19 protein-coding genes are annotated in these 15,530 nt (G+C 65.2%); 6 read left to right on the forward strand and 13 right to left on the reverse strand.

Features of this window, described 5'->3' with window-relative positions; translation table 11 throughout:
* Window positions 1–38: 38 nt before the first annotated feature.
* The 13 genes from A6745_RS26025 to A6745_RS28450 all read right to left on the reverse strand — a co-directional run bounded on the left by A6745_RS26025 (window position 39) and on the right by A6745_RS28450 (window position 10,607).
* Complete coding sequence (locus A6745_RS26025; protein WP_066133998.1) at window positions 39–467, reverse strand: hypothetical protein; 429 nt, start codon at window positions 465–467, stop codon at window positions 39–41.
* A gap of 40 nt (window positions 468–507) precedes the next feature.
* Window positions 508–1,596, reverse strand: coding sequence for a phage protease (locus A6745_RS26030; protein ID WP_082853301.1), 1,089 nt, complete (start codon window positions 1,594–1,596; stop codon window positions 508–510).
* 187 nt (window positions 1,597–1,783) lie between these two features.
* Window positions 1,784–3,064 carry a phage head morphogenesis protein gene (locus A6745_RS26035; RefSeq protein ID WP_066133999.1) on the reverse strand — a complete coding sequence of 427 codons (1,281 nt, stop codon included), beginning with the start codon at window positions 3,062–3,064 and terminating at the stop codon, window positions 1,784–1,786.
* A 3-nt stretch (window positions 3,065–3,067) separates the two neighbouring features.
* Window positions 3,068–4,663, reverse strand: a complete 1,596-nt coding sequence (locus A6745_RS26040) for a DUF935 domain-containing protein (RefSeq protein ID WP_066134002.1) — start codon at window positions 4,661–4,663, stop codon at window positions 3,068–3,070.
* 18 nt (window positions 4,664–4,681) lie between these two features.
* Window positions 4,682–6,484, reverse strand: coding sequence for a hypothetical protein (locus A6745_RS26045; protein ID WP_197488239.1), 1,803 nt, complete (start codon window positions 6,482–6,484; stop codon window positions 4,682–4,684).
* A gap of 61 nt (window positions 6,485–6,545) precedes the next feature.
* Window positions 6,546–7,127 carry a DUF3486 family protein gene (locus A6745_RS26050; protein WP_066134006.1) on the reverse strand — a complete coding sequence of 194 codons (582 nt, stop codon included), beginning with the start codon at window positions 7,125–7,127 and terminating at the stop codon, window positions 6,546–6,548.
* 5 nt (window positions 7,128–7,132) lie between these two features.
* A complete protein-coding gene (locus A6745_RS26055) occupies window positions 7,133–7,441 on the reverse strand; it encodes a hypothetical protein (RefSeq protein ID WP_066134009.1) in 309 nt (102 codons plus the stop codon).
* Window positions 7,431–7,766 (reverse strand): hypothetical protein, encoded by a 336-nt coding sequence (locus tag A6745_RS26060; RefSeq protein WP_066134012.1) that lies wholly within the window; start codon window positions 7,764–7,766, stop codon window positions 7,431–7,433. The genes A6745_RS26055 and A6745_RS26060 overlap by 11 nt, the downstream gene beginning before the upstream one ends.
* 111 nt (window positions 7,767–7,877) lie before the next feature.
* Entirely contained in the window at window positions 7,878–8,309 is a 432-nt protein-coding gene (locus A6745_RS26065) for a hypothetical protein (protein ID WP_066134014.1), read from the reverse strand.
* Window positions 8,306–8,902, reverse strand: coding sequence for a transglycosylase SLT domain-containing protein (locus A6745_RS26070; RefSeq protein ID WP_066134017.1), 597 nt, complete (start codon window positions 8,900–8,902; stop codon window positions 8,306–8,308). The genes A6745_RS26065 and A6745_RS26070 overlap by 4 nt, the downstream gene beginning before the upstream one ends.
* A gap of 35 nt (window positions 8,903–8,937) precedes the next feature.
* Window positions 8,938–9,345: a putative holin gene (locus A6745_RS26075; RefSeq protein ID WP_156513553.1), complete on the reverse strand. Its 408-nt coding sequence runs from the start codon at window positions 9,343–9,345 to the stop codon at window positions 8,938–8,940.
* Window positions 9,346–9,399: 54 nt separating this feature from the next.
* A complete protein-coding gene (locus tag A6745_RS28880) occupies window positions 9,400–10,089 on the reverse strand; it encodes a hypothetical protein (protein WP_156513554.1) in 690 nt (229 codons plus the stop codon).
* Window positions 10,086–10,607: a helix-turn-helix domain-containing protein gene (locus A6745_RS28450; RefSeq protein WP_231886091.1), complete on the reverse strand. Its 522-nt coding sequence runs from the start codon at window positions 10,605–10,607 to the stop codon at window positions 10,086–10,088. The genes A6745_RS28880 and A6745_RS28450 overlap by 4 nt, the downstream gene beginning before the upstream one ends.
* Before the next feature lie 74 nt (window positions 10,608–10,681).
* Here A6745_RS28450 and A6745_RS28455 point away from each other — a divergent pair, with 74 nt between their 5' ends.
* Genes A6745_RS28455 through A6745_RS26105 form a run of 6 tightly spaced genes read left to right on the forward strand, consistent with a single transcriptional unit; the run spans window position 10,682 to window position 15,530 of the window.
* Window positions 10,682–10,939 (forward strand): helix-turn-helix domain-containing protein, encoded by a 258-nt coding sequence (locus tag A6745_RS28455; RefSeq protein WP_082853304.1) that lies wholly within the window; start codon window positions 10,682–10,684, stop codon window positions 10,937–10,939.
* Window positions 10,936–11,142 (forward strand): hypothetical protein, encoded by a 207-nt coding sequence (locus A6745_RS26085; protein ID WP_066134023.1) that lies wholly within the window; start codon window positions 10,936–10,938, stop codon window positions 11,140–11,142. Before A6745_RS28455 ends, A6745_RS26085 begins: the two co-directional genes overlap by 4 nt.
* Window positions 11,139–11,450 carry a helix-turn-helix domain-containing protein gene (locus A6745_RS26090; RefSeq protein WP_066134026.1) on the forward strand — a complete coding sequence of 104 codons (312 nt, stop codon included), beginning with the start codon at window positions 11,139–11,141 and terminating at the stop codon, window positions 11,448–11,450. Before A6745_RS26085 ends, A6745_RS26090 begins: the two co-directional genes overlap by 4 nt.
* Before the next feature lie 31 nt (window positions 11,451–11,481).
* On the forward strand, window positions 11,482–12,474 hold the full coding sequence (locus A6745_RS26095; RefSeq protein WP_066134027.1) for a hypothetical protein: 993 nt from the start codon (window positions 11,482–11,484) through the stop codon (window positions 12,472–12,474).
* Between the two features lie 6 nt (window positions 12,475–12,480).
* Window positions 12,481–14,259 carry a DDE-type integrase/transposase/recombinase gene (locus A6745_RS26100; protein ID WP_066134031.1) on the forward strand — a complete coding sequence of 593 codons (1,779 nt, stop codon included), beginning with the start codon at window positions 12,481–12,483 and terminating at the stop codon, window positions 14,257–14,259.
* 8 nt (window positions 14,260–14,267) lie between these two features.
* Window positions 14,268–15,530 carry an ExeA family protein gene (locus tag A6745_RS26105; protein WP_066134034.1) on the forward strand — a complete coding sequence of 421 codons (1,263 nt, stop codon included), beginning with the start codon at window positions 14,268–14,270 and terminating at the stop codon, window positions 15,528–15,530.

Consider the following 15,530-nt stretch of genomic DNA (forward strand, 5'->3'; position numbering starts at 1 on the left):
GGATGCTCCGAATGTAGAAAGGGTTTCGGACGGGCAGGTCAGGCTGCGGCGCCGGCGCTGGCGTTCACCACCACGCTGGCCGCGCCAATGTCGATCCAGACTTCGTCGCCCTCGATGTCGAACACCAGGCCGGCCACGGCCGTGCCGGTCTTGCCGACGGTCTGATCGTCCACGACATAGGCCACGGATCCGATGTCGGCGCGCGTCAACTCGGCCGCGCCGGCCGCATTGCCGAACCGCCAGACGCCGCGCGAGCCGTCCACGCGCTCGTCGCCATCGGCCTGTACCGCGCGAACCTGGGCGACCGCACGCACAGCATTGCCGGCAGCCGTTGCCCGCACGGCGTTGCCGTCGCCGTCCAGGGCGTACATACCGCCCGCGTAGATCACGGCGCCAGCGGCCAGCGGATCGGAAACCTGCTCGCCCTGGCGGTACGGCGTGCTGCGGTCGGAAGTCAGTGCAGTCATGGGGGGGCTCCTATCGGGGGAAATGGTTCAGCCGGTGGGGTCAGCCGGTGGCCAGCGCGGCCTTCTGCTTCTTGAAGTCGTCCGGGCTGATGCCGGTGGCCGCGCATACGGCGAGTTCGGCCTGCGTGAGCTCGCCCTGGCCGCCGCCGCCATCGCGCTTGATGGTGTCGGTCTGGCGCCGGCCCGCGAGCGCGGGATTGGCGGGAGCGGCCTGGACAAGGGCCTTGAGCTGCGCCAGGCTGGACTTGCCCACTTCGCGCAGGGTGGTTTCGTAGGCTTCGGACGCGATGCGGCCCTCGTCCTTGGCCAGATCGATTACCGCGTCGATCTCGCGCTGCAGCTCTTGAGCGCGTAGCGTTGCCAGCTCCTGGTTGAGCTGGGTAACGGTGTCGATGGGCACGTACTTGGCCGGATCCGGCGCGGCCGCCTTGAGCGTAGCCAGTTCGGCGCTCAGGCCGCCGGCCTGCGCCGCCTGGGTCTTGAGCGTGGCCAACGCCGACACGCCCTGTTCGAGGGTTGCGGTCTCGGGCAGGCCGAGGCCATCGAGAAGGGCTTTGAGCAGAGGGTTCATGGTGTCCTCGGTAGTGGGAAATTGGCCCGCCAGCTGCGCGCTGAGCGCAGCCAGCCGGGCGCTGGTCAGCCCGTCGAGCGCCGGGCGGTTGGTCAGGGCTGCTCCGACCAGGCCGAGCACCTCGCCGGTCTCGGGGTCGTGCATGAACGTCGCCGACTGATACCGGTATTCATCCTCGTCCAGGTACTTCTTGGCGCGCGGGGTCCACTGCACGTCGCGGGCGAATAGCCCCTCGCCAGGCCGGTAAACGAGATTGGCGCCTTCGATCCATCCGGCTGCCGGCGCGGGCTGGCCGTTGACAGCGGCCTGCTGTGTCTGGTGTTCGTAGTCGATGGGCAGCGCGTTGCTGCTGGCGCGTGCGTGGGCGATAACCCGAGCGGCGGCGGCGGCATTGAGCCGGTACACGCCGGATTTCGGCATCTGGCGCGCATCTTCGATCGCGGCCGGCTTGAAATCGCCGTCGGGCAACAGGTGCAGTTCGCGCACGTCCTCGCCATCGCGCTTGAGTTGCACGGCGAAGGTGGTCAGGACGGGGCTACGGGAGCGAGACTTGGGCATGGGCGCCAGTCTGCTGCCCTGCCCGCAATTGCTCTATTAAATGGCTTTACCGCGTGCAGGCCGCAGCGGTATGATCATTCTACGTTGCGAGGTTCAGGGAAATCGGCGTCTGATCCAACACGGCCACGGCCGGATGGCATGTGAGAGTGCCCTGCGTTGACAGGGGTGCCGTCTCACCGCAACGTCTCTACATCAGATTGACCAAGCCCCGCCGGGTAAACGACTCCGGGTCAATCATCTCCATCGACACCACCACATTGCCCGCGCTGGCGCCGCGCGCCTGTACGTCGAGATCCACGACGATTTTCACCACCTGCGTGGAACTCGTTGGCGACGTGCACAGCAATACCACACGGTTGCCGTCCAGCCAGGCCTCGCCGATCCGGCGCAAGTCCGCCGGCAGCTCGCTGACAAATTCGACGCCGGCGCCCTTGGCCTGACGTTCGGCGGTGCGGCCTTCGCCGATCAGGTGGCGCAGCTTGGACATCAGCACATGAATGGTGGCGCGCGAGTCCGGGGCCGATAATTTGCCCGCGGCCTGCAGCTTACTCACGACGCCAGGCGCAAAGGCGCCCACCACGCGCCGCTGGCCGAGCTCTCGTCGCTCGCGCTGCGGCGCGGCGTATCGTCCGACGAACTCATGAAACTCGGCTTGCACCAGCGGCGCCCACAGATCGGCGCCGTCGGTCAGCACGCGCGCGGCGGTCGTCGCCGCCGCCGCATCGGCCTTGTCCATCATGGACCGAGCCAGGTTCGCCCGGCGCAGGCCCGGCGGATAGTGGAACGCCGGATGCACCCCCTGAGGCACGTCGACCGTTTCCCCCGTGCGGCTGTTCGTGTAAGCCACATACCGCTCCGGCGGTGGCTGCTCCACTGTCAGTCCCATCTGGTCGACCTGGCGCTGGGTGAGCTGCAGCACGCCGCATTTGCAGCCCCACTCCTTCGCTGGCATATGCGCCTGCCACCACGGGTCATCGGCGCGGAATATCTTTCCGGCCCATGCCGCGTGCGAGAGGCGTGGGTGTTCGCTGGAACTGCGCAGGTATTGCAGGTACGGAAACAGCGTGACGTTGCGCTGGATACGCTCCCACTGGCCTTCGCCGTAGGCCGTGGCCAAGTTGGTGTCGAAGATCCGGCGCAACCGGGCATCGCTGCCCAACTGCGCCGTCACCGTCTCGCCGGTCACCGGGTCGACCATTTCGCGCTTGCCCCACCAGCCCTTGTCCTGCAGGGCCGGGCCGAGCGCGCGGCGGAAATCCTGCCAGGTCGTGCCGTCGGCGATCGCGCGGTCCACAGCGCCGCGGATGTCCTGGAGCACGTCCATCTGCATGGCCTTCGCCACCGTGAACGCGGCGGCGTGCTCCTGGGCCGGCATATCCTGCCAGGAGAACGCCAGGCGGTAGCCCTTCTGGCGAAAGAAGTCGACGGCCTCCTGGGGCGGCAGCGGCTCGAGCTCGATGCCGGCCATGGATCAGGATTTTCCGCCGTTGGTCAGGTTGCCCCAGAGCCGCGCGACCAGCGTGCCGCGGCTAAGCAGCTCGGCCATTGCGCCTGGATCTAGCGCGGCCAGGCGTGCCTCGACCGCCGCTCGGAAATCCTCCAGGGAAGCACTGCTGTCCAGCGCCTCCTGCACAGCCTGCTGGATCGGGTCGGGCCGGGCCTGCCATTCGTCGAGCATGGCGTCGGTCAGGCCCTCGAGCGCAGCCGAGGCCGGATTCTCTGCGCCGGCCGCGTCCGCCTTCAACCGGCCCAGACGGGCGCGGCTTGGTAGCCTGGCGGAATCGTCACCGGGGCCGGCGGGATCTGTGGGAGCGACGGCTCGCAGCACGTCGTCGCCGTCCTCGGCCCTGGGAATCTTGAGCTTGCCGTGTGCCCACTCCGTTTTGATCTGCATGCCCATGCTGACCAGTTTCGGCAGCGAGTCGGCGAGCAGCTTCAGGTCTTCCGGCTCCTGCGTGTCCAGCACCAGGCGCGGGCAGCGCCGCAGCGTCATGCGGCCTCGATTGACGGCGAGGATGGGATAGATGAGCTGGCGTGTGATCGTGGTGCCCAGCTGCCTCGCATCCGACTTGGCCAGGTCGTGGCGCAGTTCGTTGTGGACGTCGCCCAGCGCCTGCGTGCCGTGCTCGCCCTCGCCGCTGGTGAGTGTGCCGCCCAGCACGGCCTTGCTCATCGTGCGCTCCATCAGCCCGATCATCGCGTCGAATGGCGTGGAGTCCCCCTGGGCGGCCTGCATGAAGTCGATTTTCATGCCCTCCGGCACCACGGCCGCCGCATCATGGCCGATACCGATGACCGCGCGCAGCAAGGTGGCGCGGGCCTTGTCGTCGTGATTGTTCGGGTTGTACGTGCCGAGGCGCATCGGCAGTCCGTAGATTTCCAGGAACTCGGCCAGGTCGCGGATGGCGAAATTGCGGAACAGCCACGGCCAGGCCGTGACGCGGAACAGGCCGGCGCGGGCGATGTAGCCGCTGCGAGATCGGTGCGTGTGCATGATCCAGCCGAACGGCCACAGCGCCTGGCCATCGACGCTGTTGTCGCGCAGGCGCAGCTCGTTGCGGTTCAGGCCGGGCGAAGTGGGCGTGCGGAACCACCCCTGGGGCCGATGTTCGACCAGCACCGGCACGCGCTGGCGTTCGATGGAACCCCAGGTCACCTCCAACGCCGAGAATCCGTGACCGACGGCATCCGTCATGTCGAACAGGATGTCCTCCATCTCCAGATCCTGCAGCACCTCGGTGACGAACGCAGCCTCGGATTTTTCCGCGGCCGTGGCGCCCTCGGGCGGGCTGACGGACCATTCGAGCTGGCTGACCGTCAGCCGGCGGGTCTGCATCACGCTGAACAGGTGGCCGTCCTTTTCCTCCATGTCGGCGAACATCTCGTGCTGCGCCGTGATGTCACCGCGCTCGGCATTCTGCAGGATTTGCGCCAGCCGGGCGGGGGTGAGCCCGCGTGTCGGATGGTTCTCCCACTCTGTCAACAGGTGGCCGAGCCGCGCGGTCTGTGATTCCTGCAGCTGCTCGCGGGTGATGGGGTTGCCGAACTGGTCAACGATCTGGGCCATAAGTCTCTCGCGCCGGGCTCAGACCCAGCTTGCAGCGATCCTTGCCGGCCTAAATGGGGCAGGGACGCGTTTATAAACGTTCACAACGGCGATCTTGGCGCGAGCCAGGGTCAGCGTAGCCGCCACCCCCAGATAACGCCTCAGCGGGCCGGAAATCCTAAGCGCTTGCCGCCATGCCCCGCCGCCGGTCCAGGTGCCGTCCTCTTCACCGTCATCCGGCAGGGCGTCCCACCTGCTGGTTTGCCTGGGAACCGGGGTGTATTCGATGGGCGCGGCCATGTTCAGCGAGGCGTACCAGAGAAGCGCCAGCATCACTGCGGCATCGCCGTGGCGGCTCAACTCCGGATCCTTCAAATCCTTCCGGCGCAGCTTCACGACCATGGGAATGCCCTCGACGTCCTCTATCGAGCGCAGGTCCGCCGACACGTTGTCGTCGCGCGGTAGATCGATGGTTCCGTCCTCGAATGCCTGGATCAGCCGCGGCATCCAGGTGCCGTACCAGGTGCGATTGAGCTTGATCTGGTGCACCTGGCCATGGCCATATCGGTCGGCCGTGTACTCGGCCAGCGTCTCGCCCGAGCCGGTGGCATCCATCGCACCACCGCATTGGCGCGGTAGCCGGTCGATGACGTACCAGATGATCTGTTCTTGCTGGCGCGCGGGAACGTTGTGCATCTCGATGATGAAGGGGACGCGCCGCCGTAGATTTCCCTCGACCTGGCCGACGCCGAACACCGAGAAATCGCGATGCCGTGCAAAGTCCTGCGCGAAGACCGTCTGCAGCCGCGGGTTCACCATCCGCAGCGCCGGATCTACATGGCGGGTGATCCAGTCCGCCACGATGGACTTGCGCTCGTCCTCGCCCCTCCTGACGAAATCGTCGTCCAGGGCGAGACGCAGCACCGGCCGCTCCTCGGCCATGGCCTTTTCGATCCACACGCCGGGCAGGCAGACGCCATTGCCATCGCGCGGGATGGCGTCGAGCTCCTCGCGCATGGCTGCGCGGCGCACGCCGTACGCGCTCCGAATCTTCGTGTACCACTCCTTTTTGCCGGCATCGGTGGGCGTGGTGCCTTTCATGAAGCACACGCGTTCGTACAGGCCGTTGGCCACGGCGTCGTCGAACGTCACCGTCACTACCACGGCGTCGGCACCATAGCGGCCGGCCTCGATGTCGCGGCAAAGCTGCGCGAACGGATTGTGTTTGCCATTGTGTGAGCTGATGATGGTGATCTGCCCGCCCCAGATCAGCAGCGCGGTGGCCGCGTCGAGCACGCCCTGCACGTCGGGGTGAAACGCCGCTTCGTCGATCACGACGTGGCCCTGCAGGCCCCGGATGTTGGCCGGCCGGCTGGACAAGGCGCAGACCTGGAACCCGCTGGAGAATCGAATGCGATAGGCCGTGATGTGCTTGGTGCGTCCGTTCTCGTCCTGGTCTTCGAACAGGAACTCTTCGACGCCCGACACGCCCTCGCCTTGGGCGCGAGCGATTACCCGCGCGAACTTGGCGCAATAGCCAATCGCTTCGAGGCCCTTTTCTTTCGTGTCGCCGATGTAAAAGACGTTGTCGCCGCCGGCGGACTTGCGCGCTGCGGCCACCAAGGTCTTGTTCAGCATCGTGCCGAACGTGATGCCCGTTCGCCTGCCTTTCGGAATGGCGATGATCGACGCCCGTAGGGCGGCAACCTGGCGCTGGTGCAGCATCAGGATGCCGTCGGCCAGCGGATTGAAGTTGTCCGAAATCGCGCGGACGCTCGCCGGCAGATCGTCCCATTCCAGGACGCGCAGAGTCGAGGCCAGAGGCTGGATGACGGCGACCATCAGGAGTCACCGTCCAACGAGGCAACGCCGCGGCCGGGGACCATCAGGGAATGCCGGATGCTCATGGTGCGTGGATCCCCAGGAATTCACGGCGCCAGAAATCGACCTGTTCGGCATCCATGCCGCGCGCCTTGGCGACCTGCTGCAGGTTCATCTCCTGCTGGGCGAGCAGCTCGCGGCGCGCGCGTTCCTCGGCCTCCACCTGGAATTTCTTTAGCGTCACGCTCGACCTGGTCAGCGTCGCGATGTTCTTCGCGGCCGCACTGAGCAGGCCTATCCGTTCATCCGGTTTCACGTCCTCGTCGGTCGCCTCCTGCAGGGCCATGATGGACTCGAACAGTTCCGACTGGATCATGGCCGTCAACGCCTCGCTGCGCGCGTCCTCCCGGTCTCCAGCCTGCGCGCGAATGAGGCGCGCCGCTTCCGTGCTCGCCCGGATCGCAGACAGGCGCCGCTCCAGCTGCTGCCCATACCTGTGTACCGCTGACCGGCTGGGCAGTTCGCCAGCGGCGTCCTGCGCCGGAAACCGCTCGCGCAGGTCCGCGATCAGTTCATCGAGCGTGCAGGCGCCTTGCGCGATGCGGGCCTCGATATAGGCTCGCACCTCGTCCGGCAGACGTCGGATGGAGGATTTGCGTGCCATGGCGGCTACCAGTACTTCGCCGGGCGAGCAATGCCTGGCTCGCAGTCGATCGTGTACTCGGCGATGTCCACGCCATAGCGAGTGAGATCAGCCAACCAGCGGCCGCTCGGCTCCTTGACCAGGTTGACCAGCTTGCGGTCTGCCAGGTAATCCAGTTCCCGGCGCAGCTCCAGCGGCGTGGCGTCGGGATACTGCGTCTGCGCCACGGAAAGAATCGGTCCCTCGTAGGATCCGACCGGCCTCGCATGATTCAGCGTCAGGAGGATGAGCCAGCGCAGGGCCTCGCGGCGCGCGCGTTCCACGTCAATTTGCATTCTTAACTCCAGCCAGCCCGCGCAGTTGGGCGTTTTCCAGTTTCACGGCCAGGCCGTCCAGCTTGGCTTCGATGATGCTCTGGCCGCGGATATAGTCCTCACGCCGCACATACTCCAGCGGCAGATCAGCACGCAGCTGCATGAGGTCACGTTCGATGCGCTGCCACTGCCCAGCCTCGTCGCGGTTGGCCGCCTCCAGCACGTTGAAGCGCGCGTCCAGATGCCGTTGCGTTTGCGCCAGCAACACCTTGCCCACAGCTCCGCACGCCCCGAAAAATGCCAGCAGCAGCGTGATGAGCTGCCACAGTTCAATCTGTACCGTCATGGATGGTGTCTCGCGTTGATGTGGTCCACGGTGTCGACGTGCCTGGCCGCGCAGGTACCGTACAAGCCGTACATGGCCTCCAGGGCAAGCGCGCGGGCCTCGTCAGAGTTCTCAGTCGGGCGCACGACCGGCGGGCACCGCGCCGCCAGTTCCGCCGGCAGCGAGACCACCTGCGGCGAGGGCATCGGCGCGGGCGGCAGCTGCGGCGAGGACCCGCAGGCTGTCAGCATCGAGCTGGCACACAGCAGCGCCAGGCTGGCGAGATTTCTCGATGGCATTCTTCAGCTCCATGTTGGACGTCTTGTTCCGAGCCTCTAGGTTGGTCATGGCAGTACGGACGGCCCGGTTGGCTGCCGCGCCGTCCGAGATTGCATTGCGCAGTTCGGCCAGGTTCAACCCCAGGTTCTGGACCTGTGCGGCATCGTGGGCGGCCTGGGCTTCGAGGGCACCACGTGCGTGGCCGTCCCTGTCGCCCCACCAGTAGCCGGCGCCGCCGGCCGCGAAGGCGGCGAGCAGGCCCCAGGCGATGATCGTCGGATTCACAGGCACACTCCCGATCCCCAGGCCAGATAGCGCGCCTGGTGCACATACAGAATCCGGCGCGGGTACGCGCGGTTTTCGCGCCAGTTGGCGGCGCTGCGCCCGGCATTGACCGTTTCGACCTGGTCGAACCACACGGCGCGATCCAGGCCGCGGCCGGCCGCCAGCCGCTGGTCGCGCTGGATCCACCCGAGCCCCCCGTTGTACGCGGACAGCGTCATGGCCATGCGCTGGCAATCGTCAGCCGCGCTGATGCGCGCATGTAGCCACAGGTCGTACTGGACCAGCGCGCGTATCGCCCAGCTCGGGTTGAATGGTGCGTTCGCGGCCAGCGTCGGATACAGCCCCGCGATCCATGCCGACGTGTCCGGCATGAACTGGGCGATCCCTTGCGCGCCCACTGCCGACACTGCATCGGCACGCCAGGCGCTTTCCTGATGCAGCTGCCCGGCGAACACGGCGATAGGAGCGTCCAGCCCCCACACGGCACGGCCGTTGCGGATAACGGCGTCACGGTATTGCAGGGACGCGCGTGGCGGCTGCGCTGCCAGTGCCGGCAACGCCGCGCACGACGCGGCCAGCAGCGTCGTCAGCATCGTCAGCAGCCGGAGCCCGGCAAAGCTGGGTGTCATCACAACCCCGTCGCGACCGCGATGATGACGGCCAGCGCGATGATTGCGCGACGGATCGTCGCCGCCACGAACGCAGTTTCGTAGCCATCCGCGATCGGGTAGTCGACGCGGTGCGTCCCGCAGCAGTTGCCCTCGCGCCAGTCACGCACCAGGTAGCCGTCCGGACGGGCGTAGGGGAAGAATGCGCGGTCCAGCCAATAGGCCAGCACCGCCGCGAGCGTGATCAGGGAGATTTTGTAGATGACGACCGGGATCTGCTGCGGCGATACCAGCCCGATGATCACAATGAAAAACGCGGCGATCGCCAGCCAGGTCGTGAACCGGGGCAGCCGGCGATGCAGGGGGATGTGGGATAGCGACAAGCGGCCTCCGGGAAAGAACCAGGAACGATGCAGAGCGAGCTGCATCGTGCCGGGCCTCGTCCGGAGGGGCTATTAAATGGATTTACCGCGAGAGCGTGCTCATTTTTTGTTTGCTTCCTCGAGCTTGGCGCGCAGCGCAGCAGGGCACGACCATCTGCCCTCCCCAGCATTCAGGCAACTGCTGGGCAGATCGTTCGCCCGAGCAGGCGAGCCGATCACCGTAATAGTGTCCTCGGGAGGGTGATCGATCGACATCTGGCATTCACGCAGCGACTCACTGTACATGTGCCAGGCAGTGTACAGAGCATTCGCCGTCATCTGAGAGTTCAGATGAGCCGTCCATAACTGTGAGGCCGCCGCGCCCAATCCCCTACACGAGGCAAATGGTCGAAAAGGCTCTGACAACTGCTGTCCCCGCTCGGTGAGCTTGGCAAATTTTCTGCCTTGGGCAGGTACGGCTGGCGAAATACCACTTTCCCAATATTTACGAAGTACAGGCAAGGCAACCTCGACCTCATGACGTACGTCACGTAGGAACACCTCGGCGACTTCCTTTTTCTGGGTGTATTCGGCGAGTTCAGTGTCAGGCTGGATCGTCCAGATGCCAGCCGCGCAGGCTGGCACGATTCCCAGCGTCAGCGTGGCGGCAAAAATGACCTTGGCATTGTTGGTTCGAATCTTTTTTTTCAGAGATTTTTTTAGTCCAGCCAGAGCCGAGCCGTCGAGGCAAACAACCAACTGCAAACGACGAATTTCCCGAGCTATTACCCCAACGCTCTTTGCCTTCATTTCTTCTTATCTCCCATGTTGATCGTGATTCGTTTGGCGGCCCTTTTCACTACCGCCCCGAGCTTGTCGGCTTGAATCGAAAAGTCAGCTTTCTTCGGAGGAGCCTGTTTACCCCCTTCGGGCGCTCGATGTCCAGCTACCGCCGCTGCAGCCCCTAAAGCCGTCGCAGCAGCCATACGCCGAATCGCGTCCCTACCGTCGTCGGAACTGGCGTCGTAATCGCGGATAAGCGCCCGATGCTCGGGGGAAATGGGTGGTGGAGGCGTGAAGGCTCGAGAGCCTGTCAGGAGGTACTGGACATCAGCCCCTGCTTGCGCGATTGCTGCAAGATAGGCCGCGTCCGGCGTGCGCTCGCCCTTTTCATACTTGAGTTGAGCCTGCTTGAGCACCCCGCCGGCCGCACCAAACTCCGCCTGGCTCATGCCCAGCCGCTGACGTTCCTCTCGAAGTCGCTCGCCAAAGTTATCCAATCGCGCACCAATGTTTGCCTTGACAGGTACGCAATTGCGTACCATCATAGTGCCTAACGGATCGCCCGATATTTACGGCGACCGATTCACCTAACTAATTAGGCTGTCGAGGATAGCAGAGCATGCACCCTGAGGAAATAAAAGCGGCGCTGCGCATCGCCAAAATCACGCCGGCAATGTTGGCGGATGAATTGCAGGTTGCGCCGTCGTCGATTTCACAAACGATCAGTGGCCGCATCCGCAGCGAACGCATTCAGAGGCGAATCAGCCAGATATTGGGCAAATCGATTTCTGCCATTTGGCCGGACCAGGTGACCCTGCGTCGCAGTCGTTCGCAGATTGAGGCGCAACGTCGCTCTGTACGCAGGAGCGCTCCATGAAGGCCATCAAAGTCGTCCTCACGCGCACATACCGAAACGAGCCTCTCGCCACCCTGGATGGTGGGCCGTTCTGCAGCGTAGATCTCACCCCGATGCAGTTGCGCTCGCTCGCCGCTGCGATGGAAGCCATCGCCGTGGCTGCCGAAAAGCGGCCATGCACGGGGCGTGATTGGACCCGAGGCAGCATGGAGGTTCAGATATGAGCGCCGATCGTTACCTGAGCGAACAGGTGCAACGCACCTTGAAGGTGATGCTCGTGCTGGCCAACCGCGACTTCTCCGGCATGCGCTTGAAGGACGTTGCTGCAGCCGTCGACGTGCCCGCACCCACAGCACTGCGAGCACTGGAGAACTTGCGCGCCGCCGGCCTGGCCGAGCGCGACCCGGCTCAGTCCGACGTGTGGATGCTAGGGCCGAAGCTGGTCCAGATCGCGCATGCCTTCGACCAGTCCATGGTCCGAGCCCAGGCCGCGCTCGACGAACGCCGCCAGCGCTACACGCGCCTGCCATAACTCCATCCGTCTGCTACAGGAGCCCCATTCCATGGCCCGCAAGAAAACAATCACAGCCCCCGCCGAGCCGCTGCCCGCGGTCAACCAGGATGCCTACAACGCCGACCTGGCGACCCTGCGCGCGGCGCAGGAGGGCAAAACGCAGGACGAAATGGACGAAGTGTTGGCGGCCGGTGTGGACCTCGGCCGTCTCGAAACCGCGCTGTTTTACGCGACTGTCGCGGATTCCGTACTCGTCCAAACCTATGAAAAGATAAAAAAATCAAAGGGTTGGGTCCACTTCAAAAAGCGCGACGGTCGCGCTTTTGAGAGCCTGGAGGACTTCTGCCAAGAAAAATTCGGCAAGAGTCAGCGGCGCCTGCAGGAACTGATCAGCAACCGCAACATCCTCGGCCAAGAGGCCTTCGAGCAGGCCGAACGCATCGGTCTGCACCAGCGCGACTACAACGCTATCAAGGCGCTGCCGCCCCCCGAGCAGGAGATCGTGCGCCGCGCGGTCGAAGAAGCCCAGACCCGCGAAGAGGTCCTGGATCTGATGCAGGAACTGGCCGTGCGCCACGGCCAAGAGCGGGCCGAGCAGCAGAAAGCCATAGACGATGCTAAGGCCGAACAGCGCGCCATGGAGAAGCTGCACGCGGAAGCGGCCGAGCGCTCGCGTACCCTGCAGACGCAGCTCGAGAAACTCCAGCTGCGCACCGCCAGCTGGGACGACAAGGTCGCGCCATTCAAGGTCGAAATTACCGAGCGTCAGACCTTGATCGATGAGGCGCTGATGCGCCATCAGCAGGCCACCGAGGCGCTGGACGCCTGGCTGACGCAGGAACTCGCGACCGAGCCTGGCTACGACCCGGAGGCGTTGGTCGATCTGCCCCCGCCGGTCCTGTCCGTCGTGTTGCACCTGGCCGATTCCATCGAGCGCACGGCAAGCATGGTTGCCGCGGCGCGCGCGGATCTGCTGGCCCGGTTCGGTGCCGAGATCGAACTGGCGCGATCCCACGTCCTGACCGACCCTGCAGCGGAGTGAGGACGCATGGCACTCACCCACGATGCACTCGACTATCTGCGCGGCGTCGCCGTGCAGCTGGACCAGTTGGGCGCCAAGTCGGGGCGCCGCGCCGTGGTCGAATCGGCCGCGGCGTTCCTGGGCTGGTCGCCCCAGACGGTTTATCGGCAGCTACAGCAGCGCTGCGGCTGGTCGTCCGGCCGCAAGGCGCGCGCGGACAAGGGGCGCACCAGCGTGGCCGACGACGCCCTGAAAATGCTGGGCGCTGCCCAGCGAGAAAGCATCCGCGACAACGGCAAGCAGACCTTGTTTACCACCACGGCGCGCGGCGTGCTGGCGCGCAACGGAGTGGAGTTCAACGTGAGCAACGCCCAGCTCAATCGCCTGATGCGCGATCGCCGCCTGAACGTCGACGCCCAGCGAGACGGCACCAGCGTGCAGCACATGCGGGCGCTGCACCCGAACCATGTGCACCAGATCGATCCGTCGCTTTGCCTCGTGTACTACCTGAAGGGCAAGCAGCACATCATGCGCGAGCGCGAGTTCTACAAGAACAAGCTGGAGAACTATGCCCGCGTCAAGCTCAAGGTTTACCGGTACGTGCTGTACGACCGCGCCAGTGGCCTGATCGTGCCGTGGTACACGGAAGCCGAGGGTGAGGACACACACAGCCTGTTTGAATTCCTCATGTTCGCCTGGAGCCGGCGCGATGGGCGCCAGTTTCATGGTGTTCCGCGTCTGGTTTTGTGGGACAAAGGGTCGGCCAACCGCGCCGGCACGATCCTGAACCTGCTGGACCGCCTAGATGTCCGTTACGAGACGCACGAGGCCGGCCATGCGCGGGTCAAGGGCGGCGTCGAGGGCGCCAACAACATCGTCGAAACACAGTTCGAGAGCCGTCTGCGCTTCGAGCCTGTTGAGGACGTGGTGCAGTTGAACCAGGCGGCGTTCGCGTGGGCCAACGCCTACAACGCCAACCTGCTGCCCGGCCAGGACACCCGGCTGCGGCGTGAGGGACTGGCCGTGCCGATGGCCCGCCTGGACCTGTGGCAGCTCATCACGGCCGAACAGCTACGCGAACTGCCGTCCATCGAGATTTGCCGGGCGCTCATGGCCAGCCGCTCCGAAGAGCGCAAGGTGCGCCCGGATATGTCGATCAGCTTTCGCCATCCGAACGCCGACAGGTCGCGATCCTATTCGCTGCGCGGCCTGGCCGGCGTGAACCGTGGCGAGCTGGTGAGCGTGCAGGCACTCGCCTACGGCGAGACCGCCATCCAGGTCAGCGTACCTCGCTACGACGGCGAGATGCTGGTCTACCGCGTCGAACCGGAGCATGAGTTCGACCAGTTCGGCGAGCGCCTGTCCGCCGCCGTCATCGGCGAGGAATACAAGGCCATGCCGCATACCGACATTGAGCGCGCCGCGCAGCAGTTGGACGCCACCGCGTATCCGGGCCTGGACGCCGACGGCGTCAAGAAGGCGCGGGCGCGCAAGGCCGTGCCGTTCGGCGGCACGCTCGACGCGCATTCCTACATTCAGGGCATCGAACAGCCTGCGTACCTGCCGCGCACTGGCGAGGCTATCGCGACCCCAGCGCACGTGGAAGAGGTCATCCCAGTCCTGTCGGCCGAGGCCGCGATGCTGCGCCTGGTCGATGCGATCAAGCGCAGCTTGACCTCGGACGAGCATGCGTGGTTCAGGCGTCTGTATGCCGATGGGGTGCGTGAAGACCGCGTGGACGCGCTGATCGAAGAATTCAAACGCCGCGGCCAGCCCGATGCCAGCTTCGGCCTGCGGATCGCATAGGAGGTTGCATGGCATTGAAACTGAAACTGGTGCTCACCCAGCACAGCATCACCTACCGCAAGCTGGGTCAGCTGATGCAGGCCGCTGGCGGACACGCTTGGTCAGCCGGGAGCATCGCCCAGATCGTGAATCACGGCTTCTGGCCGAAGGGTACGGCGCCGCACGAGCTCCAGCGGCAGATCCGTGCGGTGTTGATAGCGGCCGGTGTGCCCAAGCAGTCCCTGGCTGGCGTCTTTTCCCAGATTCAACCGAAGGCCGGCGTGGAAGTCGTGGCAGATGCCACGCCGGCCGATTCCCAACCTGATGACAGCGAGGAAATCGCAGAAATGTTACTCCGAAAACAACCTCTGACGCCCGAGGCGCGCCGGCACTTCAAGATCGCGCGCGATCCGTTTACCGACGAGATGGAGTCGTCGGCGGACGTGTACCTGTCCGATGACATACGGTACGTGCGCGCGGCCGTGCGCCAGTGCGCGAAGCACGGCGGCATGCTCGCCGTCATCGGCGAGTCTGGCGCCGGCAAGACGACGGTCAAGCGCGACCTGAAGGAATGGATCACCGAGCAGCGCGAGCCGATCACGGTGATCGAACCCTACGTGCTGGGCGTGGAGGATGGCGACACGAACAGGCGCAACCAGGCCCTGCGCGCGCAGGACATCGCGTCGTCGATCATCCGTGCAGTGGATCGTCTGGCTACCGTGCGCCAGACCGCGCAAGCCCGCAGTGAGCAGTTGCACGAACTGCTGCGCGCATCGGCCAAGGCCGGACAGCGCCACGTGCTGGTGATCGAAGAGGCGCACGACCTGCCGACGTCGACGCTGAAACACCTGAAGAGGTTCTACGAGCTGGAGCCAGAAAGCGGCTTCGGCCGGCTGCTCGCGATCCTGTTGATCGGGCAGACGGAACTGGCCTGGAAGTTGGACGATCGCAACCCGCGCGTGCGCGAGGTGGTGCAGCGCACGGAGATCGCCACGCTCGGCCCGCTCGACGGCGAGCTGCAGGCGTATCTGCAGCACAAGTTCGCCCGTGTCGACATGAAGGCCGATGCCATCTTCGAGGCCAGCGCCATAGACGAGATGCGCGCCCGCCTGCAGGCCGCCCAGACGGTCGGCCGCGGCCAGGCCCGGCGTGTCGTTCAGCGTTCGATCTGCTATCCGCTGGCGGTCAACAACCTCGCGTCCATCGCGCTGAACCAAGCCGCGCGCATCGGTGCAAAAACCATCACTGGCGAGCTCATCGCCGCGGCCGTTCGGTCGCAGCAGGAGATGTGA

Source organism: Bordetella ansorpii, assembly GCF_900078705.1.
In the GTDB taxonomy this organism is placed as follows: domain Bacteria; phylum Pseudomonadota; class Gammaproteobacteria; order Burkholderiales; family Burkholderiaceae_B; genus Bordetella; species Bordetella ansorpii_A.

Excerpts from the sequence above, each read along its gene's own strand:
- A6745_RS28450 (WP_231886091.1), bottom strand. The coding sequence starts at position 10,607 with ATGATGGTACGCAATTGCGTACCTGTCAAGGCAAACATTGGTGCGCGA.
- A6745_RS26050 (WP_066134006.1), bottom strand. The coding sequence starts at position 7,127 with ATGGCACGCAAATCCTCCATCCGACGTCTGCCGGACGAGGTGCGAGCC.
- A6745_RS26100 (WP_066134031.1), top strand. The coding sequence starts at position 12,481 with ATGGCACTCACCCACGATGCACTCGACTATCTGCGCGGCGTCGCCGTG.
- A6745_RS26075 (WP_156513553.1), bottom strand. The coding sequence starts at position 9,345 with ATGCAGCTCGCTCTGCATCGTTCCTGGTTCTTTCCCGGAGGCCGCTTG.
- A6745_RS28455 (WP_082853304.1), top strand. The coding sequence starts at position 10,682 with ATGCACCCTGAGGAAATAAAAGCGGCGCTGCGCATCGCCAAAATCACG.
- A6745_RS26060 (WP_066134012.1), bottom strand. The coding sequence starts at position 7,766 with ATGACGGTACAGATTGAACTGTGGCAGCTCATCACGCTGCTGCTGGCA.
- A6745_RS26040 (WP_066134002.1), bottom strand. The coding sequence starts at position 4,663 with ATGGCCCAGATCGTTGACCAGTTCGGCAACCCCATCACCCGCGAGCAG.
- A6745_RS26085 (WP_066134023.1), top strand. The coding sequence starts at position 10,936 with ATGAAGGCCATCAAAGTCGTCCTCACGCGCACATACCGAAACGAGCCT.
- A6745_RS28880 (WP_156513554.1), bottom strand. The coding sequence starts at position 10,089 with ATGAAGGCAAAGAGCGTTGGGGTAATAGCTCGGGAAATTCGTCGTTTG.
- A6745_RS26035 (WP_066133999.1), bottom strand. The coding sequence starts at position 3,064 with ATGGCCGGCATCGAGCTCGAGCCGCTGCCGCCCCAGGAGGCCGTCGAC.
- A6745_RS26045 (WP_197488239.1), bottom strand. The coding sequence starts at position 6,484 with ATGGTCGCCGTCATCCAGCCTCTGGCCTCGACTCTGCGCGTCCTGGAA.
- A6745_RS26105 (WP_066134034.1), top strand. The coding sequence starts at position 14,268 with ATGGCATTGAAACTGAAACTGGTGCTCACCCAGCACAGCATCACCTAC.
- A6745_RS26095 (WP_066134027.1), top strand. The coding sequence starts at position 11,482 with ATGGCCCGCAAGAAAACAATCACAGCCCCCGCCGAGCCGCTGCCCGCG.
- A6745_RS26070 (WP_066134017.1), bottom strand. The coding sequence starts at position 8,902 with ATGCTGACGACGCTGCTGGCCGCGTCGTGCGCGGCGTTGCCGGCACTG.
- A6745_RS26030 (WP_082853301.1), bottom strand. The coding sequence starts at position 1,596 with ATGCCCAAGTCTCGCTCCCGTAGCCCCGTCCTGACCACCTTCGCCGTG.
- A6745_RS26025 (WP_066133998.1), bottom strand. The coding sequence starts at position 467 with ATGACTGCACTGACTTCCGACCGCAGCACGCCGTACCGCCAGGGCGAG.
- A6745_RS26055 (WP_066134009.1), bottom strand. The coding sequence starts at position 7,441 with ATGCAAATTGACGTGGAACGCGCGCGCCGCGAGGCCCTGCGCTGGCTC.
- A6745_RS26090 (WP_066134026.1), top strand. The coding sequence starts at position 11,139 with ATGAGCGCCGATCGTTACCTGAGCGAACAGGTGCAACGCACCTTGAAG.